This is a genomic window from Exiguobacterium sp. SH0S1 (assembly GCF_004337165.1).
GTDB lineage: Bacteria > Bacillota > Bacilli > Exiguobacteriales > Exiguobacteriaceae > Exiguobacterium > Exiguobacterium aurantiacum_A.
Genome location: NZ_SJVC01000004.1, coordinates 62,088 through 86,434, shown reverse-complemented (window position 1 = coordinate 86,434; position 24,347 = coordinate 62,088). Strand labels below are relative to the sequence as shown.

General features: G+C 51.8%; 27 protein-coding genes. 18 read left to right on the top strand and 9 right to left on the bottom strand.

Going from position 1 to position 24,347, the window contains the following annotated elements:
* Positions 1–74: 74 nt before the first annotated feature.
* The 10 genes from EVJ20_RS11060 to EVJ20_RS11015 all read left to right on the top strand — a co-directional run bounded on the left by EVJ20_RS11060 (position 75) and on the right by EVJ20_RS11015 (position 8,585).
* A complete protein-coding gene (locus EVJ20_RS11060) occupies positions 75–1,460 on the top strand; it encodes an aldehyde dehydrogenase (RefSeq protein WP_131508203.1) in 1,386 nt (461 codons plus the stop codon).
* A gap of 185 nt (positions 1,461–1,645) precedes the next feature.
* On the top strand, positions 1,646–2,356 hold the full coding sequence (locus EVJ20_RS11055) for a Crp/Fnr family transcriptional regulator (RefSeq protein ID WP_070328897.1): 711 nt from the start codon (positions 1,646–1,648) through the stop codon (positions 2,354–2,356).
* A 184-nt stretch (positions 2,357–2,540) separates the two neighbouring features.
* Positions 2,541–2,660: a cytochrome c oxidase subunit 2A gene (locus EVJ20_RS11050; protein ID WP_233589685.1), complete on the top strand. Its 120-nt coding sequence runs from the start codon at positions 2,541–2,543 to the stop codon at positions 2,658–2,660.
* A gap of 21 nt (positions 2,661–2,681) precedes the next feature.
* On the top strand, positions 2,682–3,152 hold the full coding sequence (locus tag EVJ20_RS11045) for a cytochrome c oxidase subunit II (protein WP_070328898.1): 471 nt from the start codon (positions 2,682–2,684) through the stop codon (positions 3,150–3,152).
* A complete protein-coding gene (locus tag EVJ20_RS11040) occupies positions 3,153–4,838 on the top strand; it encodes a b(o/a)3-type cytochrome-c oxidase subunit 1 (RefSeq protein WP_070328899.1) in 1,686 nt (561 codons plus the stop codon).
* 48 nt (positions 4,839–4,886) lie between these two features.
* Entirely contained in the window at positions 4,887–5,495 is a 609-nt protein-coding gene (locus tag EVJ20_RS11035; RefSeq protein ID WP_070328900.1) for a kinase, read from the top strand.
* Between the two features lie 135 nt (positions 5,496–5,630).
* A complete protein-coding gene (locus EVJ20_RS11030) occupies positions 5,631–6,023 on the top strand; it encodes a GntR family transcriptional regulator (protein WP_070328901.1) in 393 nt (130 codons plus the stop codon).
* Complete coding sequence (locus EVJ20_RS11025; RefSeq protein ID WP_131441121.1) at positions 6,001–6,681, top strand: ATP-binding cassette domain-containing protein; 681 nt, start codon at positions 6,001–6,003, stop codon at positions 6,679–6,681. Before EVJ20_RS11030 ends, EVJ20_RS11025 begins: the two co-directional genes overlap by 23 nt.
* The gene (locus tag EVJ20_RS11020) at positions 6,678–7,484 is read left to right on the top strand and encodes a hypothetical protein (protein ID WP_131465693.1); all 807 of its coding nucleotides are present in this window, start codon (positions 6,678–6,680) and stop codon (positions 7,482–7,484) included. The genes EVJ20_RS11025 and EVJ20_RS11020 overlap by 4 nt, the downstream gene beginning before the upstream one ends.
* 9 nt (positions 7,485–7,493) lie before the next feature.
* The gene (locus EVJ20_RS11015; protein ID WP_131508201.1) at positions 7,494–8,585 is read left to right on the top strand and encodes a hypothetical protein; all 1,092 of its coding nucleotides are present in this window, start codon (positions 7,494–7,496) and stop codon (positions 8,583–8,585) included.
* Positions 8,586–8,614: 29 nt separating this feature from the next.
* On the opposite strand, the gene EVJ20_RS11010 is transcribed toward EVJ20_RS11015, so the two are convergent.
* Genes EVJ20_RS11010 through EVJ20_RS11000 form a run of 3 tightly spaced genes read right to left on the bottom strand, consistent with a single transcriptional unit; the run spans position 8,615 to position 10,896 of the window.
* Positions 8,615–9,256 (bottom strand): hypothetical protein, encoded by a 642-nt coding sequence (locus EVJ20_RS11010; RefSeq protein ID WP_131441118.1) that lies wholly within the window; start codon positions 9,254–9,256, stop codon positions 8,615–8,617.
* Positions 9,253–10,419: a DEAD/DEAH box helicase gene (locus EVJ20_RS11005; RefSeq protein ID WP_070328906.1), complete on the bottom strand. Its 1,167-nt coding sequence runs from the start codon at positions 10,417–10,419 to the stop codon at positions 9,253–9,255. The genes EVJ20_RS11010 and EVJ20_RS11005 overlap by 4 nt, the downstream gene beginning before the upstream one ends.
* Positions 10,420–10,473: 54 nt before the next feature.
* Positions 10,474–10,896: a hypothetical protein gene (locus EVJ20_RS11000; protein ID WP_070328907.1), complete on the bottom strand. Its 423-nt coding sequence runs from the start codon at positions 10,894–10,896 to the stop codon at positions 10,474–10,476.
* 360 nt (positions 10,897–11,256) lie between these two features.
* On the opposite strand from EVJ20_RS11000, the gene pflB reads away from it, so the two are divergent.
* A complete protein-coding gene (gene pflB / locus EVJ20_RS10995; protein WP_131465689.1) occupies positions 11,257–13,503 on the top strand; it encodes a formate C-acetyltransferase in 2,247 nt (748 codons plus the stop codon).
* Between the two features lie 56 nt (positions 13,504–13,559).
* On the top strand, positions 13,560–14,276 hold the full coding sequence (gene pflA, locus EVJ20_RS10990) for a pyruvate formate-lyase-activating protein (protein ID WP_070328909.1): 717 nt from the start codon (positions 13,560–13,562) through the stop codon (positions 14,274–14,276).
* Between the two features lie 40 nt (positions 14,277–14,316).
* Here the strand turns inward: pflA and EVJ20_RS10985 are convergent, their stop codons facing one another.
* Both EVJ20_RS10985 and rsgA read right to left on the bottom strand, forming a co-directional pair.
* Positions 14,317–15,543: an NAD(P)-dependent malic enzyme gene (locus tag EVJ20_RS10985; protein ID WP_131465687.1), complete on the bottom strand. Its 1,227-nt coding sequence runs from the start codon at positions 15,541–15,543 to the stop codon at positions 14,317–14,319.
* A gap of 207 nt (positions 15,544–15,750) precedes the next feature.
* Entirely contained in the window at positions 15,751–16,719 is a 969-nt protein-coding gene (rsgA, locus tag EVJ20_RS10980; protein ID WP_236633511.1) for a ribosome small subunit-dependent GTPase A, read from the bottom strand.
* A gap of 244 nt (positions 16,720–16,963) precedes the next feature.
* Between rsgA and EVJ20_RS10975 the strand changes: the two genes are divergently transcribed.
* The 6 genes from EVJ20_RS10975 (at position 16,964) to EVJ20_RS10950 (ending at position 21,028) form a co-directional block, all read left to right on the top strand.
* Positions 16,964–17,347 (top strand): lmo0954 family membrane protein, encoded by a 384-nt coding sequence (locus tag EVJ20_RS10975; protein ID WP_016508398.1) that lies wholly within the window; start codon positions 16,964–16,966, stop codon positions 17,345–17,347.
* A 23-nt stretch (positions 17,348–17,370) separates the two neighbouring features.
* The gene (locus EVJ20_RS10970; protein WP_071399150.1) at positions 17,371–18,027 is read left to right on the top strand and encodes a PspA/IM30 family protein; all 657 of its coding nucleotides are present in this window, start codon (positions 17,371–17,373) and stop codon (positions 18,025–18,027) included.
* Positions 18,028–18,113: 86 nt separating this feature from the next.
* Positions 18,114–18,806 (top strand): cell wall-active antibiotics response protein LiaF, encoded by a 693-nt coding sequence (gene liaF, locus EVJ20_RS10965; RefSeq protein WP_070328912.1) that lies wholly within the window; start codon positions 18,114–18,116, stop codon positions 18,804–18,806.
* The gene (locus EVJ20_RS10960; protein WP_016508424.1) at positions 18,803–19,831 is read left to right on the top strand and encodes a sensor histidine kinase; all 1,029 of its coding nucleotides are present in this window, start codon (positions 18,803–18,805) and stop codon (positions 19,829–19,831) included. The genes liaF and EVJ20_RS10960 overlap by 4 nt, the downstream gene beginning before the upstream one ends.
* Complete coding sequence (locus tag EVJ20_RS10955; protein ID WP_070328913.1) at positions 19,828–20,460, top strand: response regulator; 633 nt, start codon at positions 19,828–19,830, stop codon at positions 20,458–20,460. The genes EVJ20_RS10960 and EVJ20_RS10955 overlap by 4 nt, the downstream gene beginning before the upstream one ends.
* Positions 20,461–20,482: 22 nt before the next feature.
* Entirely contained in the window at positions 20,483–21,028 is a 546-nt protein-coding gene (locus EVJ20_RS10950) for a GNAT family N-acetyltransferase (protein WP_131508199.1), read from the top strand.
* A gap of 18 nt (positions 21,029–21,046) precedes the next feature.
* Here EVJ20_RS10950 and EVJ20_RS10945 read toward each other — a convergent pair whose 3' ends face one another.
* From EVJ20_RS10945 to EVJ20_RS10930, 4 genes are all read right to left on the bottom strand, one after another.
* Complete coding sequence (locus EVJ20_RS10945; protein ID WP_131465683.1) at positions 21,047–22,936, bottom strand: ABC-F family ATP-binding cassette domain-containing protein; 1,890 nt, start codon at positions 22,934–22,936, stop codon at positions 21,047–21,049.
* Positions 22,933–23,634, bottom strand: coding sequence for a lysophospholipid acyltransferase family protein (locus EVJ20_RS10940; RefSeq protein ID WP_070328916.1), 702 nt, complete (start codon positions 23,632–23,634; stop codon positions 22,933–22,935). Before EVJ20_RS10940 ends, EVJ20_RS10945 begins: the two co-directional genes overlap by 4 nt.
* A gap of 87 nt (positions 23,635–23,721) precedes the next feature.
* Complete coding sequence (locus EVJ20_RS10935; RefSeq protein ID WP_016508370.1) at positions 23,722–23,982, bottom strand: hypothetical protein; 261 nt, start codon at positions 23,980–23,982, stop codon at positions 23,722–23,724.
* 84 nt (positions 23,983–24,066) lie between these two features.
* Complete coding sequence (locus tag EVJ20_RS10930) at positions 24,067–24,309, bottom strand: hypothetical protein (protein ID WP_070328917.1); 243 nt, start codon at positions 24,307–24,309, stop codon at positions 24,067–24,069.
* Positions 24,310–24,347: the final 38 nt, after the last annotated feature.

The following is a 24,347-nucleotide window of genomic DNA, read 5'->3' as shown; positions in this document are numbered from 1 at the left end:
CGTTCAAAATGGTCGGGTCTGATTGGATAGTGATAAGATGAAGACAGCGTTATCACTCAAAGGGAGGCAGATTTATGCTCGCACCAATCGAACAGTTGACGATCGAAGAGCTCATCAGTAAGCAACGTCGTTTCTTTAAGACGCAAGCGACCAAATCGCTCGCATTCCGTCTCAGTATGTTGACGTTTTTGAAAGAATCGATCAAACATCACGAAGCAGAGATTATCGAAGCGTTAAAAACAGATTTAAATAAATCAGAGCTCGATGCGTTCACGACGGAGATCGGCTTTATTTACGACGAGATCAGTCGGACGAATCGAGAGTTGAAGCGTTGGATGCGCCCGAAACGTGTCCGCGGTGCAGCGATCCACCTCGGGACAAAAAGTGAAGTCATGTATGAACCGTACGGCACCGTTCTCATTATCGCGCCTTGGAATTATCCGTTCCAATTGGCGATCGCACCGCTCATCGGAGCAATCGCGGCCGGGAACACGGCTGTCGTGAAACCGTCGGAATTGACGCCGAACGTGGCCCAAGTGATGACGAAAGTGCTCGAACGGGCGTTCACCGATCGTTACGTCGTCAGCGTCGAAGGGGATAAAGACGTCGCTCAAGCTTTGCTCGCGCAAAAATGGGATCATATCTTCTTCACCGGTTCGACCCAAGTCGGAAAAATCGTCATGGAGGCTGCGGCCAAGCAATTGACGCCGGTCACGCTCGAACTAGGTGGGAAGTCACCGGCCATTGTCCATGAAGATGCCAATATTAACATTGCGGCGAAACGGATTGCGTGGGGGAAATGGATGAACGCCGGGCAGACGTGTGTCGCCCCGGACTACGTGCTCGTCCACGAGTCGAAACGTGATGCGTTTCTTGAAGCGATTAAGCGGGAAGCGTTCCTGATGTTTGGGAACGGAATCGGGACAGAACGGTTCACCCGGATCGTCAGCGAGTCTCATTTTGATCGGTTGACGGGTTATTTGAGTCAAGGGGACGTCTTCTTCGGGGGAGCGACGGAGCGGGAAAGTTTGAAAATCGCCCCGACCGTCATGACGGATATTCATGACGGGGCTGCTGTCATGAAAGACGAGATTTTCGGACCGATTTTGCCGGTGCTGACGTATCGTCAACTCGATGAGGCGATCGAGTTTGTGTCCGACCGTCCGCATCCGCTCGCGCTCTATCTGTTCACGGAAACGAAAGCTGTCGAACAGACGGTGCTCAAGCATCTGACATTCGGCGGCGGTTGTGTCAACGATGTCCTCATGCATTTGACGAACCCGAACTTGCCATTTGGCGGTGTCGGGGAGAGTGGGATGGGGGCTTATCACGGACGCTATAGCTTCGAGGCGTTCAGCCATGCCAAATCAATATTACGCAACACGACAAAATTTGATGTGCCGATTCGTTATCCAAACTTTAAAGGTGCGGAGAAGCTGATCCGTCTCGTCTATCGCTGAGACTGATCTGAGACTGTAGACTTTCTACAGTCTTTTTTTTATGAGAACGAATTGAAAAATAGAAGATTGTTTGAAATGTCACATACTTTTGTGATCAGGGTGCTCACGCTACTGTATAATAAAGCCATAAATGAAACGTACGAGACATTCCAGGCACGAATGAATTGTGGAGGGAGCAGACGAATATGTCTACGAAATGTGGGACGACCGAACCGAACAGCTTTATCTTTTCAGCGGAGACGAAACAGTTATTGCTCGAAATGATGACACCTCAAGACTACCCGAAGGCTAGCATCGTCTGTTGGGAAGGTGAGAAGTGTGATAAATTCTTTTATTTGAAGAGCGGATCTGTCAAATTCACGAAGATCACGAAAAAAGGGAATCCAATCGTCATGTTCTTATATGGCGCCGACGATTTTTTTGGTGAGTTTGATATCGTCGACACGTTCCCGAGTTCTTACAGCATCGAGACGACGGAAGAAAGTGTCATTGGCGTTATTTCAAAGAAAGACATCGAGACTATCATGCAGCAAGACGCCAAATTTGCCGGTGACGTGCTGCGCTGGACGTCGATGATGCGTAAACATTCAGAGATGAAACTGCGTGATTTGCTATTGTACGGAAAGCCGGGAGCGCTCGCTTCGACGTTGCTTCGGATGGCGGCCATGCACGGTGTGGAGGAAGATGACGCGGTCGTCATCTCACGACATCCTTCCGATGGGGAGCTCGGTCAACTGATCGGGGCACCGCGTGAGACCGTCAACCGGATGATGAACCAGTGGCGAAAAGAAGGCGTCCTGACAACGACGGGAAACTCGATCGTCTTGCATGATATCGATTTCTTAAAAGAGCTGTGCCATTGCGAAGGCTGTCCGGCCGGGATTTGCCGATTATAACGAGGAACCGTCTCTTAGAGAGGCGGTTTTTTTGTCGTCTTGATTTGGCTAATTGTGAATTTTATGTGTGGAAACTACGCAAAATTGATGTGATTGTCACTTTTGAAGTGATAAAAGTCACATATTAAGTCGGGGTGAATTTCATACAATGAAAGAGGAAATTATAGCGAAAGGGGTCCTTCACGTGGATAAGAACGGTGGACAAGAACCGAATCTGAAAGGCACGTTTACATCGGTCATGATCGTCGCGGGTGTCATCATCGCCATGTGGTCGTCGGTCTTTTATTTATTTGTTACACGATAACGTCAAAAGGAGAAAACAAACATGCATATTCATAAGCTTGAAAAATATTGGTTGATCTTTGGCATCGTTCTATTAGGCGTATTTTTGACAGTGCTCGGCATTTCGGCGTTTGCGGCCGGAAACCAGCCCGCATCGGACGCTGATTTGATCGACCCGGCGAAAGTGCATCAGACGGCGCCGTTCGATAAACCTGGACTTAATAAAATTGGTGATAACGAGTATGAACTCGTCATGGTCGCGCAGGCGTTCACGTTCACACCGGGTAACGTTGAAATCCCGAAAGGTGCGAAAGTGACGTTTCTCGTCACGTCACCGGACGTCGTCCACGGTTTCCAGTTGACGGGGACACCGGTCAACATGATGGTCGTGCCGGGACATATCAACTCGCTCACGTATACGTTTGAAGAAACAGGCGAATTTTTAATTCTCTGTAACGAATATTGCGGGACGGGCCATCACATGATGGCGACAAAAATTAAGGTGGTGGACTAAATGAACGACGTAGCCTCAAAACTGAAACAGTGGGAAATGGAGCGCGGTGTGCCGGTGCCGAGCATCGGTGTGAAAGAAGCGCGCCTCGCCTATGCCCACGTTGTCGTCTCGGTACTCGCCGTGTTGATTGGAGCGATCGCGGGACTCATGCAGACGCTCATCCGTACAGGAATCATTCCGGAAGTATTCGGTTACTATCAATTGTTGACGGCCCACGGTATCATGCTCGGTCTCGTCTTTACGACGATGTTTATCATCGGCTTACTTTACGCGCTGCTCGCCAAGTCGTTCGGACGGTTTGAATCGTTCCCGACACGTGTCGCTTGGCTCGGTTTTTGGATGATCATCGCCGGGGCGGTACTCGTGACGATCATGGTGCTCGCCAATAAAGCGACTGTACTTTACACGTTCTACGCTCCGCTCATGGCCGACCCGATCTTCTATGTCGGTCTCGTTCTCTTCGTCGTCGGTACATGGTTCTCGGCGTTCGCGATGTTCCGCATGTATGCGGACTATAAACGGGAACACCCTGGCGTCCATCCGCCACTCCCAGCGTACATGAGTATCATGACGATGTTGCTCTGGGTCATCGCGACACTCGGTGTTGCCGGGACGATTTTGTTCCAACTGCTCCCGCTCTCGCTCGGATGGAAAGACACGGTCGGGATTGAACTGAGCCGGACGTTGTTCTGGTACTTCGGTCACCCGCTCGTTTACTTCTGGCTCATGCCGGCCTATATCGTCTGGTATACGGTCGTGCCGAAAGTCATCGGTGGGAAGATCTTCTCGGACGCGCTCGCGCGGATGGCGTTCTTGTTATTCCTCTTGTTCTCGTTCCCGGTCGGTTTCCACCACCAGTTGACAGAGCCGGGGATTGATCCGTTTTGGAAGTTCGTCCAAGTCATCTTGACGTTCCTCGTCGTCATTCCGTCGTTCATGACGGCGTTCTCGCTGTTCGCGACGTTCGAGCTGCGGGGACGCGCTCTCGGAGCACGCGGTCTGTTCGGTTGGGTCAAAAAGATGCCGTACGGCGATGTGCGTTTCCTCGCCCCGTTCGTCGGGATGTTGTTCTTCATTCCGGCTGGTGCCGGCGGTATCATCAACGCGTCGCACCAATTGAACGCGATGGTCCACAACACGCTTTGGGTCACCGGTCACTTCCATATCACGGTCGGAACGGCCGTCGCCTTGACGTTCTTTGGAACTGCCTATTGGCTCGTACCGGTACTACGCGGACGTACACTCACGAAATCAATGAACCGTCTCGGTTTGATTCAGACGGGGACGTGGGCGTTCGGGATGTCGATCATGTCGTATGCGATGCACATCTCAGGCCTTCAAGGTAACCCGCGTCGGACCGGTCCGGCGACGTATTTCTCAGACGCGTTGACGCGTGAATGGATCCCGTACCATATGGCGATGGCAATCGGCGGGACGATCCTTCTCGTCTCGGTGCTCATCTTCGTCTATTCGATGTTCAACCTGTCATTCCTCGCACCAAAAGGTGAGGAAGAGTTCCCACTCGCGGAAACGGAAGAGGCGGCAATGGAGACGCCACGGTTCTTTGAGAACTGGAAGCTCTGGATCACGGTCACGTTCGTCTTGATCGCATTCGCCTACACGGTTCCGATTTGGCACTTGATTGAAAGCGCGCCTCCGGGAGCGAAAGGTTGGGTGCTCTGGTAAACTGAAGTCAGCCTCTAGGGCTGACTTTTTTGATTTGGGGGAGAACGTATGGAGACGTTACAGGAAGTGATTCGTGAAGCATACGCTAACCGTGTCCACGACCGGCCGTTCATCGTCGCGATCGACGGCTTGAGCGGGGCCGGGAAGACGACGCTCGTCGAACAATTGAGTGGTATCGCGCCGAACGAACTGCTTCTACATATTGATGACTTCATCGTCGAACGGCATCGGCGCTATGAGACGGGGCAGCCTGAGGCGGTGGAATACTATGCGCTCCAATGGGACGTCGATCTGCTCGTGAAGATGTTGTTCGAGCCGTTGTCCCGAGGTGAGACGCGTCTGACGTTGCCATACTACGAGCGAGACGAGGACGCGATTGTCATGCGGACGATCGATGTGGCTCCGAATGCGCTCGTGTTGATTGAAGGCATCTTCTTATTGCGGGACGAGTGGCGGTCGTATTTCGACTACATCGTTTATCTTGACTGTCCACGCGAGACGCGTTACGAGCGTGTGCTAAATCGCGATACGTATATCGGCGATTTAGCGGCACGGCTCGCCAAATATGAGCGCCGCTACTGGCCGGGTGAAGCGCACTACATCAAGACGGTCAATCCAGTGATACGAGCCGACTATATCGTCCGCTCATCAAACTGACGCATCCTAATCAATGAGGATGCGTCTTTTGTTTTGGATTGTTTTGGGAAATTATTATTGACAGTCAAGTGTATTACGGTAATAATACAGTCAGATAGTGTATTAGTCGCATCATACACTTAGAGAGGTGACAACATGATCATTCAATTTAACACGAGGTCTCCCGTCTACATCCAAGTCGTCGACTACTTCAAAAAGAAGATGGCGCTAGGCGAGTTGAAGGCGGGCGAAGAGATGCCGTCGCGGCGAGAGCTCGCGACCGAACTGAAAATCAATCCGAACACCGTCCAAAAGGCGTTCAAGGAAATGGAGGAACAGCAATTGATCACGACCGAACGCAATCGTCCAAGTCGGGTGACGACGGACGACCACGTATTAAAACGAATTCGGACCGAACTCGTCGATGAGGCGGTCGCTGTCTTCGTCGAATCGATTCAAGAGCTCGACGTCACGATGGACGAGCTCGTCAGCAAAATCAAACGGCAATACGGGGAGGGGAATCTCGATGATCGAGGTACTGGGAGTTAAGAAGCGTTACCGCAAAAAACAAGTCATCGAAGATGTGTCGTTCACGGCCAACAAAGGCGAGATCACATGCCTCATCGGTCTGAACGGGACCGGCAAGTCGACGATTTTAAAAGGCATCATGGGGCTGACCCCGTTCGATCAAGGCAACGTTTTGATTGACGGCAAGCCGATCGATTTGAACAACGTCGCGTTCGTACCGGACCATTCGACGTTTCCGATCCACTTTTCGATCGAGCAGTGCGAAGCGTTCATGCGCGATTTTTATCCGAAGTTCGACACGAAGTTGTTCGCTAGACTCGTCGACGAGTTCAAACTGTTTCCAGAAGACAAGTTGAGTGAACTGTCGAAAGGGACGCTCGCCAAGGTCAATTTGGCGCTCGGCATCGCCCAAGACCCGGACTACTTGCTGCTCGACGAACCGTTCTCAGGTATCGATGTGTTTTCAAAAGAGCAAATCGTCGAGCTGTTTTCGAGTGACATCATGGAAGACCGCGGTGTCTTGATCACGACGCACGAGATTGACGACATCGAGTATTTGGTCGACAAGGCCGTCATGTTGAACCGAGGACGGATCGTCCGTGAATTCGACGTCGAGGACGTCCGCTTCATTCACGGGAAATCGATCGTCGACGTCATGAGAGAGGAGTATGGGGCATGAATTTGTTAAGACTACTCGGATGGGAAGTCGAGCGGGCGACGAAACCGTATCTCATCTTGATCACGCTTCTCGTCGTCACCCAATTTGCTTGGCTCGGCTTCTTCTTATGGAGCGAGACGAATATGTATGAAAAACTGCGTCGCACTGGGACACCTGATTATGTATTATCGTTTGGAAACTATATCGGCGGGACGGCATATATTTTGTCGATTGGATTGGCGATTGCGGCGATGCTACTTTATAGCTTTTGGATTTGGTATCGCGATTTCCAAGGACGCGGCATGTTCATGATGCGCTTATTGATGATGCCGCAACAACGGATGCTCGTCTTCGGGGCAAAATTCGCAACGATGCTGTTGATGATTCTCGGTTTGTTTGCCGTCCAATGGATCGCGCTCAAGCTCCAGTACATAGCGTTCACGGGTTGGTTCGATTCGCAGATGGTACCGATACGTGGCTCGTTCGAGCAGGCTGTCTCTTATGATGGCATGCTGTCTGTCATGTATCCGATGTCAATCGTGAATTTCATCATTCACCAAGCGTTGATTGGGCTCGTTGTTTTATTCATTTTCACGTTCGTGTTGGTGGAACGGAGTCTATGGCAACGGACGATGTGGGCGCCGGTGATTGCCACTGTTTCATTGGGAGCCATCATTGTGCTTCCGGCCATCGGTTTCGGCTTCATCGGAAACGGGCTCTTTATGGATGAATCGTTGCTCGTCGCCGGGATCGGTTTGGCGGCTTGGTTTATCGGGTTGGTTTGGATCAGTCGTCGCTACTTGACGAAGAAACTAAGTGTGTGAGGTGAGTATATGAAACGAATATGGAATGTGGCTGCGCTCGGTGCGGTAATCGTCCTCGGACTCGGGACGTTCGTCATCGACATGAACAAGACGGAAGCGGAGTGGGAGTTAACTGTCAAAACGAATCCTGATGTATGGGCCGACCAGACGATCGATGTGTTTTATGAGACGGAGAACGAGACGAGTGAACGATTCGAAGTGACGACAGAACGTAGTCGGATCGCGACGAATATGAACTATATCGAAGAAGCGATTCATTATCGAGACACACTCGATCCTTCGTTGCGCGGCTTCTATCGCCAGATGAAAGAATTGAACTTTGCCCAATCGATTCGCACGGATGAAGGATATGTCGGCCTCGGACAAAACGGAAATCAGGAAATTGTCTTATTCAAGTCTACGGATGGTGAGACTGTGACGAGTGAGACGTTTAAGGCGCCGGCCGATGTGATGGAGGGCTCGTGGGCTGGTCTGTTCGTTCACGACCGGGACGTTCATTTAATTTTCCGCAGTGGTTATGAGGCGGAATCAAAAACAAAACTTGCCGTGCTTAAGGAAGGAACAAACGAGATAACGATCAAAGATCTCGATCTCGACAACGACTTCGTTTCCGAAGTGCTCGGGACGTCTTGGTTTTATGACCGCAATATGATGCCGATCTCGACCGGTAATCGGTTTATCCCAGTTCGAGTTGGGGCGTATGAATCCTTCACAGAGAACGGGGAGACCCATTCTACCGAAACAAATCGTCCAGGACTGTTCGCTTATGACATCGAAACGAATAAAGTCGTCCAACTCGCTTCAAAAGCCGAAGAGTCAAACTTGACCGTACATGATAACGAGTTGATGGCGGTGCAACTAGACGGATCCGAAATCGTCGTCGATTTGATGACAGGAAAACCGTCGCCACGCCAAGTCATCGATGGTTCAGTTGGCACAACTACCTATGTCGGAAACCAACTGTACCACGTCCGTCCGACGAAAGACGGAGCCGTCATCGACGTATACGAGGACGGGAAAGCCGTCTCGAGCGCCGCGGTGAACGCGACGAACGAGGAAGCGAAGTTATTGCTCGATGGCGCCCAATTTTATGTGAGATAAAAAATAACCGAGAGGCGGCTGCCTCTCGGTTATTTCGTTGGTTTCGGGATGATGACCCCTTCTTCTAAATCAAGCAACATATCGATCAGTTCCGCACAAAACTCAGGGAACTGGTCGAGGAACGCACCTGGACCGACTTCATCCGTGAAGTCGATGTACAGATCCGCTACGTTGCCAGCCATCTTCGCTGGAAGTGCGAGGAAGGCCGACCCGAAGCGCCAGCTGCCACGGATGTCGAGCAGCTTGCCGAGCATGACGTCGCCTGGTTCGCGTACTTCCGGTAGCATTACCTTGTACGTCTCTTTCGTCTCCCAATCACGTAAGCCGTCTTCGGTCACTTCAAACACAGAGCACCGGGGGACGGCGAGACCGCGCAAGGCATGATAGAGAGCAGGTGACATGTCAGCTTTATGGTCCGCCAAATAGCGGCCGTGCGGTGTCATCCCGTCCTCATCCGTCTCAAAGAAGACGGCCCAATCGATGAACAAATCGCGGAACAGTTCGGCGTCTTTCAAGTGCCACGTGCCTTCCGAAGCGATCTCTTGGATATAGTTCGTCCACTGCGTGCTGCGTGCGAGTGCCGCTTGCTCGTATAACTTTTTCAGTTCGGCCAGCAATTCGGACTCTTCGACGAGCAAAGGGAAGGGAATTACTTTCCGGTCTTTTTTCATCGCCGTGGTCCTCGCTTGTCTGCAGGACGTTTGACGACCGGCGGTTTGTCTTCGATCCGTTTCTCGATGACTTCGCCACGGTAAATCTCAAGCTCTTTCAATTCGACACCGAGCTGGCGGGCGAACGATTTCAAGTGCGTCAAATCTTCCGGTGTCACGATCGAGAGGACCGTCCCGGCCGCGCTACCGCGAGCGGTCCGTCCTGAGCGGTGGATGAAGTCATCGGTCGATTCAGGTAAATCGAAATGGACGACGTGCGTCACTTCATCGATGTCGAGTCCGCGCGCTGCGAGACCCGTCGTGATGAGGAGCGGATATTCGCCTTTACGGAATTCGCGGAGCGTCTCGACGCGGGCACGTTTCCCTTTCAAGCTATCGAGCATACGGTAGTTCACTTTCATCTTATCGAGCTCACCTTTGAGCGGCGGTAAGAACGAGCGGTTGTTGATGAAGGCGAGCACTTTGACACCGTCGACGTGTGATAGGCGACGAAGCAATTCTGGCTTATAGCGACGTGTCGTCAACATATAGCCGTACGTCACTTGAGCACTGACAGTCCGTTCGACCTTCACGTGAACCGGTTCTTTCAAGAACGGGGCAGCCCAGGCTTGGAGCGTATCCGTCAACGTCGCCGAAACGAGTGAGATTTGATGCTCGTGCGCCGTATGGTTGATGATGCGCTCAGCCGCTTCCGTCAATCCGCTGTCGATGATTTGATCGGCTTCATCGAGCACGATCGTATGCGTCTCATGAAGCTTTAACTTTTTCTTCTCGATCAATTCAACGAGACGTCCTGGTGTCCCGACGATCAAATGCGGTTTTTTCTTCAAGCGATCGATTTGGCGCTTCAGTTCGACGCCGCCGATGAACGAGGCAATCCGGACGTCACCTTTTTCGGTGAAACGTTGCGCCACCGTTTGGATCTGCATGACGAGTTCGCGCGTCGGTGCGACGATGACGACTTGGATCCGGTCGTTCGAGGCATCGATTTTTTCAATAGCGGGTAAAAGATAAGCGAGTGTCTTACCTGTCCCTGTTGGTGCTTCGATTGTGACGTCTTTTCCTTCTAAAAGGGGCGGGAACGCTTCCGCTTGGACCGGCATCGGTTCGTTAAAGCCAAGGCGTTCCCAGGCTTCGTTAATGAATGGTTTTGTAAAGTTCATATCAGTTCTCCTTATCGTTGGGCAAAAACAAAGGAAGCATAAGCGCTCCCTGGTTCAAATATAGCGAACATGTTCAGTGTCTTGGTCAATCGATGAACGGAGCGTCTGTGTGTACACTTGCCCGTCCTCGACGAGTTTGATGTGCACGTCGATGTGCTCAGGTGAGGCTTCGACACCTTCGACTGTGAAGCCTTGATACACGCGGTATTCCAATTCCTTAAGCAATTTTGCATAGGCGTTTAGTTCTGGATACGTCGTCGCGACGTCGATTGGGCGCGACACGAGTGCGACCATTAAATGGTCACGGAAATCGATGAAATCCTCATTCTCGATATCGTCATCAAAGCGAATCCAAAAGCCTTTTTCTTCAAATTCTGTGATAAATCCGTCGCGCTTGTCTCCAGCCTCTTCGACTTTAAGGGAGATGCGGTCACCGGCTTTTAAGTTATGCTCGGCTGTTAATGGTTCATACGTCATGGGAAGAACCCCTTCCTCTTCTACAATGTTCTGCTTCCATTGTGCTCGATATAAGGCAAAAATTCAAGTTCTATCCCGAACCTGTGAGTTAAGTCACTACAAAAACTGTATGATTTTTCACAACTACTTAAAGATAATACAGAATTCACAAGAACGTGAACGGATAGGGATTCGTCTGTTTCTATGTAAGTTGAAAAACTACTATAACAGATAAAATAGCGCTTACAAAAACGGCGTAACACCAATGTTCATGAGATTGTTACAACTTTCACAAGAATGTAAAACATATTGTTCACGTTTTCACGTACACTCATATTATAAGGAATCAGGCAGTTATCTCAACTATGAGGAGTGACCATAATGGCAACTGAAATTAAATCAGCCTGGTCAGGATTTGTTCCTGGACAGTGGACGAACGAAGTGAATGTCGGTGAATTTATCCGCTTGAACCGCCACGAGTATACAGGGGATGACCGTTTCTTAGTCGGACCGACAGAGGCGACGAATCGTCTTTGGGGACAAGTGATGGAATTGACGAAAGAAGAACGGGAACGCGGGGGCGTTTGGGATGTCGATCAAAACACGCCGTCGACAATCATCTCACACGGACCTGGGTACTTAAATAAAGACCTTGAAAAAGTCGTCGGTGTCCAAACGGACGAACCGTTCAAACGCTCGATTCATCCGAACGGCGGCATTCGCATGGTCGACGCCGCGCTCGAGTCATACGGCTTCGAACCAAATCCTGAAATCACAAAAATCTATTCAGACATTCGTAAAACACACAACCAAGGTGTTTTCGATGCCTACACACCAGAGATGCGGGCGGCACGTAAGTCAGGGATCATCACAGGTCTCCCAGACGCATACGGACGTGGCCGGATCATCGGTGACTACCGTCGCGTTGCCTTGTACGGTTTAGATTTCTTGATTGCCGAGCGTAAAAAAGATTTGGCGAACAATGGCGGTTTCCTCTCGGAAGCAGACATTCGGACGCGGGAAGAGATGTCTGAACAGCTTCGTGCCCTTCAAGAATTGAAACAACTCGGCGCTGCTTACGGATTCGACCTCGGTCGTCCGGCTGAAACGACGCAAGAAGCCTATCAATGGGTATATCTCGCTTACCTTGCAGCTGTCAAAGAACAAAACGGTGCGGCGATGTCTCTCGGACGCGTATCGACATTCCTTGACGTGTACGCTGAGCGTGACATGGCGGCAGGCCGTTTGACAGAGTCAGACGTCCAAGAAATCGTCGATCACTTCATCATGAAACTCCGCATCGTCAAATTCTTGCGGACGCCTGACTATAACGAATTGTTCTCTGGAGATCCAACGTGGGTCACGGAATCAATCGGTGGGATGAGTGAGGATGGCCGTTCGAACGTCACGAAGAGCTCGTTCCGTTTCCTTCACTCGCTCACAAACCTCGGCCCGGCACCAGAACCGAACTTGACGGTGCTTTGGTCGACGAAATTACCGGAAGGATTCAAACAATATTGCGCGAAGATGTCAATTGAGACGTCGGCGATCCAATACGAGAACGACGACCTCATGCTTCCAGAGTTCGGTGACGATTACGGCATCGCCTGCTGTGTGTCACCGATGAAGATCGGCAAACAGATGCAGTTCTTCGGTGCCCGTGCCAATATGGCGAAAGCACTCCTCTACAGCATGAACGGTGGACGCGATGAGAAGAGCGGCGAACAAATCGCTCCGGCTTGGGACATGAACACAGAAGACGTCCTCACGTACGACAAAGTGTACGCTGACTTCGACCGGACGCTCGACTGGCTCGCAGAGCTTTACGTCAACACACTCAACGTCATTCACTTCATGCATGATAAATATGCGTACGAGCGGATTGAAATGGCGCTCCACGACCCTGAAATCTTACGGACGATGGCTTGTGGTATCGCTGGCCTTTCGGTGACGGCGGACAGCTTGTCAGCAATCAAATATGCGACGGTCAAACCGGTCCGGAATGAATTCGGCATCGCTGTCGACTTTGAAACAGAAGGCGACTTCCCGAAATTCGGAAACAACGATGACCGTGTCGACGCGATTGCTGTCGAACTCGTAGAATCGTTCATGGAAAAAGTCCGGAAACACAAAACGTATCGCGACGCGCTTCATACGCAATCGGTCTTGACGATCACGTCGAACGTCGTCTACGGCAAGAAAACAGGTAATACACCGGACGGCCGTCGTGCTGGTGAGCCGTTCGCACCGGGTGCGAACCCGATGCACGGCCGCGATACGAAAGGAGCGGCAGCGTCGCTCTCGTCAGTCGCTAAACTTCCGTTCGAACACGCGCAAGACGGTATCTCATACACGTTCTCGATCGTACCGAAAGCACTCGGTAAAGAAGACGTCGCACGTGAACTTAACTTGGCGGCACTTCTTGACGGCTATATGGGTGGCGAGCACAAAGGTCACCACTTGAACGTCAACGTCTTCAACCGTGAGACGTTGCTCGACGCCATGGAACATCCAGAAGAGTATCCGCAGCTCACGATCCGCGTATCAGGTTACGCCGTCAACTTCATCAAGTTGACACGCGAGCAACAGATCGACGTCATCAACCGGACGTTCCACGGTTCATTGTAAGTAAAGGCTTGGCGGCCTTCGCTTGAAGGCCGCTCATTCGTTAGGAGGTCATCTCGATGACAATGGGATATGTACACTCGGTCGAATCGTTTGGAACCGTTGACGGCCCGGGAATTCGTTTTATCGTCTTTTTGCAAGGTTGTGCGCTTCGCTGCTTGTATTGCCACAACGCTGATACGTGGGATTTTAAAAAGAATAACCATCGTTCGGCCGAGGACGTCATTCAAGAAGCGCTCAGCTATCGTCCGTTCATGGAAGCATCAAAAGGCGGCATCACAATTTCAGGGGGCGATCCGCTCGCGCAACCAGAGTTTTTAGAAGCGCTGTTGCGTGAAGCGAAAAAACACGGGCTCCACACGACGCTCGATACGTCGGGTGCACTCCGTCCCCCTAACCTTGACGCCATCTTAGACCACACCGACCTCGTCTTGCTCGATATTAAACATATCGATGACGACATGTGCAAGAAACTGACAGGACGGAGCAACGCCAACACGCTCGCGCTTGCTGAACACTTATCCGAGCGCGGAACGAAAATGTGGATTCGCCACGTCCTTGTCCCGGAATGGACGCTTGATGAAGGGGCGCTCCGGCGCACGGCGGCGTTCATTCAAAAACTCGACCACGTCGAGAAAGTCGAAATCTTGCCGTATCACGAGATGGGCGTCTATAAATGGGAGGCGCTCGGCCTCGACTATCCGTTAAAAGGCATCAAACCACCGACGACGGAAGAAGTCGAGTGGGCGGAAGGGATCTTACAAGGTACAGTCTAAAAAACTGCGCAGACCGTTATGGTCTGCGCAGTTTTTCGTGTTATAGCCGCTTATCACGTACGTGGCGGCGAATGGCGTCCTCGTCGAGCGGACGGTTGGCGACACCGGTCTCGACAGCAGTCTTCGCGACGGCAATCGCGACGGCCGGTGCGACCCGCTCGTCGAACGGGCTCGGGATGACGATGCCGTTCGCGAGGTCGTCCTCTGTCAACAAGTCGGCGATCGCATGGACGGCCGCTTCTTTCATCTCTTCGTTGATCTCTGACGCCCGGACGTCGAGCGCCCCACGGAAAATACCGGGGAAGGCGAGGACGTTGTTCACTTGGTTGGCGAAGTCCGAGCGACCGGTCGCGACGATGCGGGCACCAGCGGAAGTCGCGAGATCCGGCATAATCTCCGGCACCGGGTTCGCGAGGGCGAAGATGATCGAATCTGTGGCCATCGAGCGGACCATGTCCTCGGTGACGGCGCCTGCGGCCGAGACACCGATGAAGACGTCGGCCCCCTCGAGCACGTCTGAGAGTGTGCCGACGTGGAGCTTCCGGTTCGTTGCCTTGGCGATCTGGTCTTTGAACGGGTTCATGCCGTCGGCGCGTCCTTCATAGATCGCACCTTTCGTATCACAGATGACGAGGTCCTCTACGCCGAAGCGCTTGAGCAGCTTGGCGATGGCGATTCCGGCGGCCCCGGCTCCGTTCATGACGACACGCAGTTCAGGCATCGCTTTGTCGACTAAACGGAGTGCATTGACGAGGCCGGCCAAGACGACGATGGCCGTCCCGTGTTGATCGTCATGGAAGACCGGGATCGGGAGCGTCTGCTTCAACCGGGCCTCGATCTCAAAACATTCGGGTGCCTTGATGTCTTCTAAGTTGACGGCGCCGAACGTCGGGGCGAGCAGTTCGACCGTCCGCACGATCTCATCGACGTTGTGTGTGTCTAAACAAATCGGGAACGCATCGACCCCGGCGAAACTTTTGAACAGGACGGCCTTGCCTTCCATGACCGGCAACGCCGCTTCCGGACCGATGTTGCCGAGCCCGAGTACGGCGCTTCCGTCCGAGACGACGGCGACCGTGTTGGCGCGCAACGTATATTCATAGGACAGCTCTTTATTTTCAGCGATGCGGCGGCACGGTTCGGCGACGCCCGGTGAGTAGGCGAGGCTGAGCGCTTCTGTCGTGTCGACGTCGACTTTTGGTGTCGTTTCCAATTTACCGTGGTGCAAAGCATGCATCTCGAGTGCGCGTTCGTTCAATGTTTTCATAACTCTCTCCCTGTGTGCGTACGATTTTTTGTCTGTCACAATCGACTACATTGTATCGAAGAAACCGCTTACTTTCGAGCGTTTTACCTGCTATGGACGCAATTATTTCTGAACGATTGTTCATATATGTAGAATTGGTCTTAACATTTGGTGCTAATCATAAACGAAAACAAAAAGAGTCGCGGATATTCCGCAACTCCTTTGATTTCATGCTCTTGTTTTGCGCTGTTTCTTTTCTGCTAGTCGTGCCGCTTCGGCTTGGCGTTTTTCAGCGTAACGCAGCTCGCGTTCGAGTTTGACGTAACTCGCATACCGTTTTTTATCGAGCGCACCGGTCGCAATCGCGTCGCGAACGGCACAACCGGGTTCGGCTTGATGCGAGCAGTCACGGAACCGGCATCGTTCTGACAACTCCTCGATATCGCTGAACGTGTCGTCGAGATGATCGGCGCCGTCCCAAAGACCGAACTCACGCATGCCGGGCGTGTCGATGATGAAGAAGTCGTCGACGCGGAACAGTTCGCGGTGCGTCGTCGTATGCTTACCGCGCTCGTCGCTTTCGCGGACGGCTTGCGTCTCGGCGAGTGTTTTCCCGGCAAGCGCGTTTGTCAGCGTCGATTTCCCGACGCCGGACGAACCGACGAGGACGAGCGTGCTCCCGCTCGGCAGTGAAGTTCGCAATGCCTCGACCCCGTCGCCGGTGATCGAGCTGACCGGGAAGACATCAATGCCTGGCGTCGTCAGTTGGATGTCTTGAACGAGTGGGGCCACATCAGTTACTTGATCAGCCTTCGTTAAGACGATAAGCGGTATCGCCCCCGTCTCCCAGGCGGCGAGCGAGTAACGCTCGAGCCGGCGCAGGTTGAAGTCGTGACCGACCGCCATCGTGATTAAAATATAGTCGACGTTCGCGCAGATCAGTTGTTCGCGCGTCTCGTTGCCGGCGGCTGTCCGTGAAAGAACAGTCCGTCGTTCAAGGAGACGTCGAACCGTACCTTGACCGTGCTCGCGAATCGTGAACTCGACGAAGTCGCCGATGACCGGATAGTCGCGCTCGCTCATCGCCTCGTGGCGAAATTTGCCCGATATCCCGCATGTGAAAGCAGCGTCCTCTGTCGTTACCGTGTACATATGTTGGAACTGTGCTGTGACGCGTCCCGTTGTTGTGTGATCCAAATCGAATCCTCCTTTTAGTTGTGGAGGACAACTGCCCTCCTGTTGGCTGACAAGGTGTATACGGCTGTTTGTAAGGTGCTCATAAAACATCATCCTTTCATTGTTCGATACATTCACTGTACCACATTTTCTGATAACGCTATCATCTCAGTCTACAGACCGAGGGAAAACAAGCCTTCCGCTCGTCGCCATCTTTTAAATGGCGTATTATGATAAGAGTGTACTTAATGAGGAGGGATGACAGATGAATCGCCAAGTGAAGCAAGTGTTGTTCATCGTGGCGGCAATCTCTCTAGTTCTCGTCCTAATCGGCTTTTTACCAAATATGATCATGTTTGGTTTGGGGGCGCTCTTAGCACTTTGGGCTGGAGTCAGATTCATGGCCGTGACGCATGTCGGCGCAAAAATCGGTTACGGCTTACTCGCCGTGATCGGGATCATCACGATTTTGTCGAATATTTGGGCGTTAATCGGAATTGTGGTGGCATGGATGTTGTTTAAAGGGTATATGATGTATGCCAACCAAAAGCGGGACGTTGAGATTTTAAATGCGGACGGGTCGCGTGCTAGTCGTAGCAGCTTCCAATCGTTCGATCAAGTCTGGCAAAAGTTTGTAAACCGTCGCTAAGTTTTTAGAAGGAGGATTTTATGATGAAGACACCATTTGATCAGTTTCGTGATTTAGCTAACGAGTTGACGAAAGAATTTTCAAAAGAAATGAAAAAGTATCAAGAAAAAGAGGCGCCACGCTCGAGTGGGGAAGCCGAATTAAACCGCCACATCCGCGGTGCTGAAAAAGAAGCGTTGTCGGTCGAACGTCTCGTCGAGCGTCAGAAGGCGTTGCTCGGCGAACTCGCGACGAAGCGTGACGATGCCAAATTGATGGCTGACAAGCGCTACGAACAGACAGAGCTCGCGAAACAAGCCGGCGAAGAGAAGTTGGCTGAACGCGCTGCTCTCGAGTCAAAACATTACGGTGAACAGTATCGCTACTTCGAAGGCTTGCTAGACGAAGGCGGTCGAGAACTTGACGCCCTTGAGCGCCGTGCCCTCGAGATGCGCCTCAAACTCGACGAGATGCAAAACAAACGTTACGAGTTCGCGATGCGTGAGAACCTTGATTTGTTGAAAGGTGCGCTCGATCAAATCTTCGGAGCGGACACATCGAAGTCGCATCCGTTCACAGAAGAAGAGAAGAAAGACGCAACGAAGGAAGAACCTGCGGCCGAAGAAAAAACCGACGCGGCGGACGAAGATGATTTCGAAGCAAAATTAAAAGAACTTGAGCGTCGCTTTAAACAAGACTGACGCACTGGTTCAGCGATGGTCCAGAGTATTTTCGGGCCATCGCTTCTTTGCTTCATTGTACATATCGTTAGGGAGGGGGAAGCAGAGTGGAACGTTGGAACACACGCCAAATTATTGGCTTCATGATTATTTTATTTGCCATCGGACTATTTATCGACATCGTGACGGGTGGGAACAGCGTCCTCTTCAGCATGATTGTGCCGCTCTTATTGCTTTATATCGGGCGTCGCTTCAGCCGGAAAGGAAATCAGCCGGTCAGTTATATCTTTTACGGGATCGGTGGTGTGATGCTCGTCGGACTCATCTTTTCTTCGGCCGCGTTCGGGTTCGTCTTATCAGGATTATTGCTCATGTTTGGGTACCGTCTGTATAAAAATCGACCGCTTGAGTCGAATCGGTTCCGGTCGCACATTCGTCAAGAACAGGCGTTTTCGTTCGGGACGAAAGAGTCGGGCCATTACGTCTTGCAAGACACGAATGAATTCTTTTTGCTACGCGACGTCGAGATGGATTTATCGCGCGCCATCATTCCGGAAGGGGAGACGTTCTTGCTCTTGAACGGACTCGCCGGGGATATCCGTATCCTCATCCCGGCCGGTTACGATTACTCGATCGACGCCTCAATCGGTTTCGGCAAGATCCAAGTCGATGAATCGAATTATTCACCGGTGTTCAACCGCCGTTTTTATACGGCGTCTGATGAGTACCAAGCGGCGACGCGAAAAGTCCGGATTCATATCGTGCTCATGAGCGGAAGCGTCGAGGTGATGACCGTATGAAGAAAGATTCTTACCCAAGGACGGTCGTCTGGCACCAGTTATTCAGCAGTCTACTGACGGCGTTATTCGTGACGATTGCATTTCTAATAGGTGACTCGACTTCACTCCGAGATTTATTTACACGTGAAGAAGGGTTGCCTTTCGGTGTGTCTATCGTTGTCATCGCCGTTTTGATCGGCAGCATATTCGGAGTTGGGTCTTACTTTTACTTGCGCCGGGATTTCCGTGAAGTGGCGATTGCCCTATGGAAGCTCGAGAATCAAAAAGAGATCACGTTCCGGCCGTTATCGCCGTACCGCGACACGCTCGAACGGATTGTCCGTATCAGCAAACAACGTACGGAGATGATCGAGGTCGCCAAACGGGTCGGCGATCGGCCGGTCAGTGTCGAAGAGGCACGAAGCGAGGCGGTCGTCGAAGAACGTCGTCGTGTCGCCCGTGAGCTGCACGACTCGGTCAGTCAACAGCTATACGCGATCTCGATGATGACGACAGCGGTCAAGCAGACGATCGAATCGAAACCGGAACTCGCCGCTAAACAGATCGGTCAAGTCGAAGTCATGGCACAGACCGCGCAGGCCGAGATGCGTTCGCTCTTGTTGCAGCTTCGTCCCGTCGAGTTAGAAGGGATGACCTTGAAGACGGGGATTGAACGTCTGTTAGAAGAACTGTCCCGCAAACAATCGACCGAGCTCATCTGGCGTCTCGAGGAAGTGAAATTGTCACGCCATACGGAAAATGAGTTGTTCCGCATCGTTCAAGAAGCGATCAGCAATACGCTCAGGCATGCCAAAGCGAAGCGGCTCGAAATTGAAATGCGGACCGTCCAACAGACGGTCATCTTGAAAATAAATGACGACGGGATCGGTTTTAATGTCGAGGATACACAAGTCGCCTCATATGGCTTACAATCGATAAGAGAGAGAACGGCCGAAGTCGGCGGGACGTTACGTCTCGTCAGCGTGCCTGGAGTCGGTACACAAATCGAAGTGCGTGTGAAACAACAAGTGGAGGGGTTAGAATGATTCGAGTCGTATTGATTGATGATCATGAAATGGTCCGGGCCGGTGTCTCGGCATTTCTGTCGACACAGCCGGACATTGAAGTAGTCGGGGAAGCGTCGGACGGGGCGACCGGAGCGGAACTCGCCATCGCTGAAAAACCGGACGTCGTCTTGATGGACCTCGTGATGGAACCTGTGGACGGAGTCGAGTCGACGAAGCGTATTAAAGCGAGCTGGAAAGATGCGAAAATCTTAGTCGTGACGAGTTTTTTGGACGATGAAAAAGTGTATCCGGTCATCGAGGCCGGTGCGATGAGTTACGTCTTGAAGACGGCGAACGCGAATGAAATCGCCGACGCGATCCGTCAGACGGCAGCCGGTAATCCGGTCATGGCCGCACAAGTGACCGGCAAGATGCTCGAACGTCTGCGGCACCCGGAGACGACCCTTCATGAAAGTTTGACGGCGCGAGAACGCGAGATTTTGCAACTGATGGCCGAAGGCAAGGCGAACCAAGTTATCGCCGATGAATTATATATTTCATTGAAGACGGTGAAGACGCACGTCTCGAACATTTTGACGAAGCTTGACGTCTATGACCGGACGCAAGCGGTCGTCTATGCGTTTCAACATAATTTAGTGGACAAATAATCACTCGGACGGGGGAAACGGGATGATTCCAACGATTGAAACGGAACGACTGCAGTTACGGCAGTTACAATCGACCGATGCGGAGCGTCTATTCACGATTTTTTCAAACGTCGACGTGTTGCGCCATTATGGGATGGAGCCGCATCAATCGCTTGAACAGACGGAACAAATGCTATTCGGGATGCTAGAAGGGATTGCCGACGGATCGATCATGCGTTGGGGCATTATGAGGAAAGGTCATCCCGAGTTGATGGGGACGATCGGATTCCACAATCGCGCCCCGCGCCATCGACGTGCCGAGATCGGTTATGAGATCCATCCGCGCTATTGGCGGAACGGCTACGCGACAGAGGCATTGCAGGCGGCATTGACGTTTGCTGCGTGTTCCGCAGACATCGAGCGAGTCGGGGCTATCGTCTATCCTGAAAATATCCCTTCGCAGCAACTGTTAGAACGCAACGGTTTCATTCGTGAAGGAACGCTGCGCCACTATATGCGCCAAGGCAATCAACCATACGACGTGTACGTATACGGCTACATAGCGAAAAAAGACGGACCACAATGTTAAATTGTGATCCGTCTTTTTTTATTTTTTCTGAGCTTGAATTTGTTCATCGATTTCAGACAAGTACTCCCAGCGCTCCATTTTTTCTTCGAGTGTTTGCTTGAGGGTACTGATTTCAGCGTAAAGATCGTTCACTTTTCCGAGATCGCTACCGGCATCGGCGAGTCGCGCTTCTGCAGCTTCGATTTTCTGTTCGGTTGTAGCGATCTCTTCCTCGATCGTCTCCCACTCTTTTTGTTCTTTAAAAGTGAATTTGACGACGTCGGCTTTGGCGCGTTCTTTCTTGTCTTTCGGTTCTTTTTTAAGTTGCCGTGCCTCGTCTTGAAGCTCGGCCAGATAGTCGCTATATTCGGCGTGGTAGACGTTGATCGTCCCCTCTTCGAAGGCGATCAGTTGCTCGGCGATACGGTCAAGGAAGTAACGGTCGTGACTGACGGCGATGACGGTTCCTGGGAACGACTCTAAGTAGTCCTCTAAAACCGACAACGTTTCCGTATCGAGATCGTTCGTCGGCTCATCTAAGAACAAGACGTTCGGCTCATCCATCAAAATCCGCAACAACACAAGGCGCCGTTTCTCGCCACCGGAAAGTTTACTGATCGGTTTATATTGGGCGTCCGGTGTGAACAAGAAACGCTCGAGCATTTGACCGGCGGTGATCGTCTCGCCGTCCGGTGTGTAGATGACTTGGGCGATCCGTTCGATCTCGTCGATGACCCGTCGCGTCGTATCGTCAAATTCGACTTGTTGACCGTAGTAACCGATGTGAACCGTCTCACCGTGGACGACCGTGCCTGACGTCGGTTCGATGCGACCGGCGAGCAAGTTCATGAGCGTCGTCTTGCCGCTCCCGTTCGGTCCAACGATGCCGTACCGTTCCCGGCGTCCGAACAGCCAGCTGAAATCGTGAATGAGCGGCGTGTCCGCATACTGGAACGACAACTGTTCGACTTCGATGACTTTTTTTCCGAGCCGGCGTGAACCGACCGATACGTCGAGCGCATCGTCTTCGGCGAGTGCCTCTTGCTGCTTTAAGCCCTCGACACGTTGAATCCGGGCTTTCTGTTTCGTCGTCCGGGCTTTGGCACCGCGGCGCAGCCAAGCGAGCTCGCGTCGCAAGATGTTTTGCCGCTTTTGTTCCATCGACTGGGAGCGGGCTTTGCGTTCGGCCCGCTTCTCGAGAAACAGTTCATAGTTCCCGTCATAAAAGTAAGACGTGCCGTCGGCAATCTCGAGAATATGGTTCGTCACCCGGTTCAAGAAATAACGGTCGTGGGTGATGAGCAAGATCGCGCCTCGATAGTCCGCGAGAACCGTCTCGAGCCAAGCGATCGTATCGGCGTCAAGTTCGTTCGTCGGCTCGTCGAGTAAGAGCAAATCGGCTTCGTCGAGCAAGGCCGCAGCGAGCGCGACCCGTTTTTGTTGGCCCCCGGAGAGGGAGCTGATCTCGGCCGACACATCAGGTAACCCGAGCCGATTCAAGATCGACTTCAGCTTCGCTTCCGTTTCCCAAGCATCAGCGGCATCGACCGCTTGCTGTGCTTTCATGAAACGTTCGAGCCATTGCTCGCTCGATGGGTTCGCCTCGAGTGCCTGGCGAGCGAGCTCGTATTGTTTTAACGCCATGACGGATGGAGTGTTGCTCGTGAACAAGGCGTCTAAAATGGTCTGACCGGGAGCGAAATCAACGGTTTGCGTCAAATAACGAATCCGATAGTCGTTCGGATGTTGCATCGTGCCTTTGTCTGCTGTTTCGACGCCGGCAATGATTTTTAAGAACGTCGATTTCCCAGAACCGTTGACGCCGATGACGCCAATCCGGTTACCGGGATGAATCGTCATCGTGACGTCGTCAAACAAGACTTTATCGGCGAACTCTTTACGGATGCCTTCGATTGTTAATAAACTCATTTGGAACCTCCTTCAACGACTTGGCGAATCATCGCTTCTACTTTCGCTGTCAATTCTTTATTCGAGACGTCAGCCGGGTCGATAGCCGGTAAAAACGTCACATCGACGATACCCGGTCTAATCCGGTTTTTCATTTCGAGCAGGTGATAGCTGCCGTTGATCGCCACCGGAACGATTTTTGCTCCGCTCGACGTGGCGAGCGTCAGGCTGCCGGCTTTAAACTCTTTCATCGGCCCGCCTTTTGAACGAGTGCCTTCCGGGAAGATGATGATGGACTGTCCGGATTGGATCGTCTCGACACCGGCGCGGATCGCTTTGACGGATTGGCGGCGGTCACTGCGATCGATAAAGATACAACCCATCAATTCCATCCAACCCGCGATCATCGGAATTTTTTTGACTTCGATTTTTGAGATGAACGCTTTCGGATGGTTCGTCGCCGTGATCATGATCGGGATGTCGAAGTTTCCTTGGTGGTTAGCGACGTAGACGACCGGTTCGTTCGGAATATGTTCTTGTCCGTGCACACGGACTCGGGCTCCGGCCACTTTCAATAAGAAGCTGGCCCAGTTGTAGGCGATTTTTTGAACGTAATCGTATCGTGCCGGTACGTCGAGTCGTTTTGCTTTCGGATAAAACGGAAGCAAGACGGGCAAGACGGCGAAGAACGAGAAAAACCAAATGGCGGTGCGTAACATAGTATCAATCTCCTTTTCAAAATAGAGCCAAACAGCAAGAAAGAGTCTTCTTCTCACACAGAGAATCTGACTCTTAGACATGAATCTTTATTCCCAGAAGCGAGAATCGGTTTCCTCTTCTTCTTCCTCGAGTTCGAACGTAATTCGTTTATTCACCGGGTCAACGACAAAGTAGGCACCGTCTTGCTCGATGCTCTTAAACTGCATCACGTGATCACTGCCAATTTCTAAGGTGAGGCGGATTCGATTGTCGTCATCGACGAGCAAAATGCCGTCTTCTTTCAGCCACAGCTCCATGACGGGTGAATAGCGTAACAGCCATTCGTTCGATAAAGGGATTTCATTCATTCGTGTTTGTGCCTCCTACGGTCCAAGTCCGTTGTGCTCTTCTATCTAGAATAGAATACCAAAAGTGGCGTGGGAACACGAGCGTTATGTAGAGCGTTTGCGTGAACTGGAGTGCATGCGAGCGACGATGCGATCGATGCGCTTTTGATTGCGCCTTTCTTTCAAGAGCACGTTCATTTGTGCGATAAGCTGTTTAAATGAAGATAGACCCATGGCGAGCAGCGCCGCGAACAAGAATGTGCCGATCGGATCTTTGAAAAAACCGGTTTGGAGCGAGACGGACAAACCGACGACTGAAAGAATCGTGGTGAGAAAATAAAATAGCATGAGTGACTCTCCCTTCCCAGATGATTCAATTGAAAAAA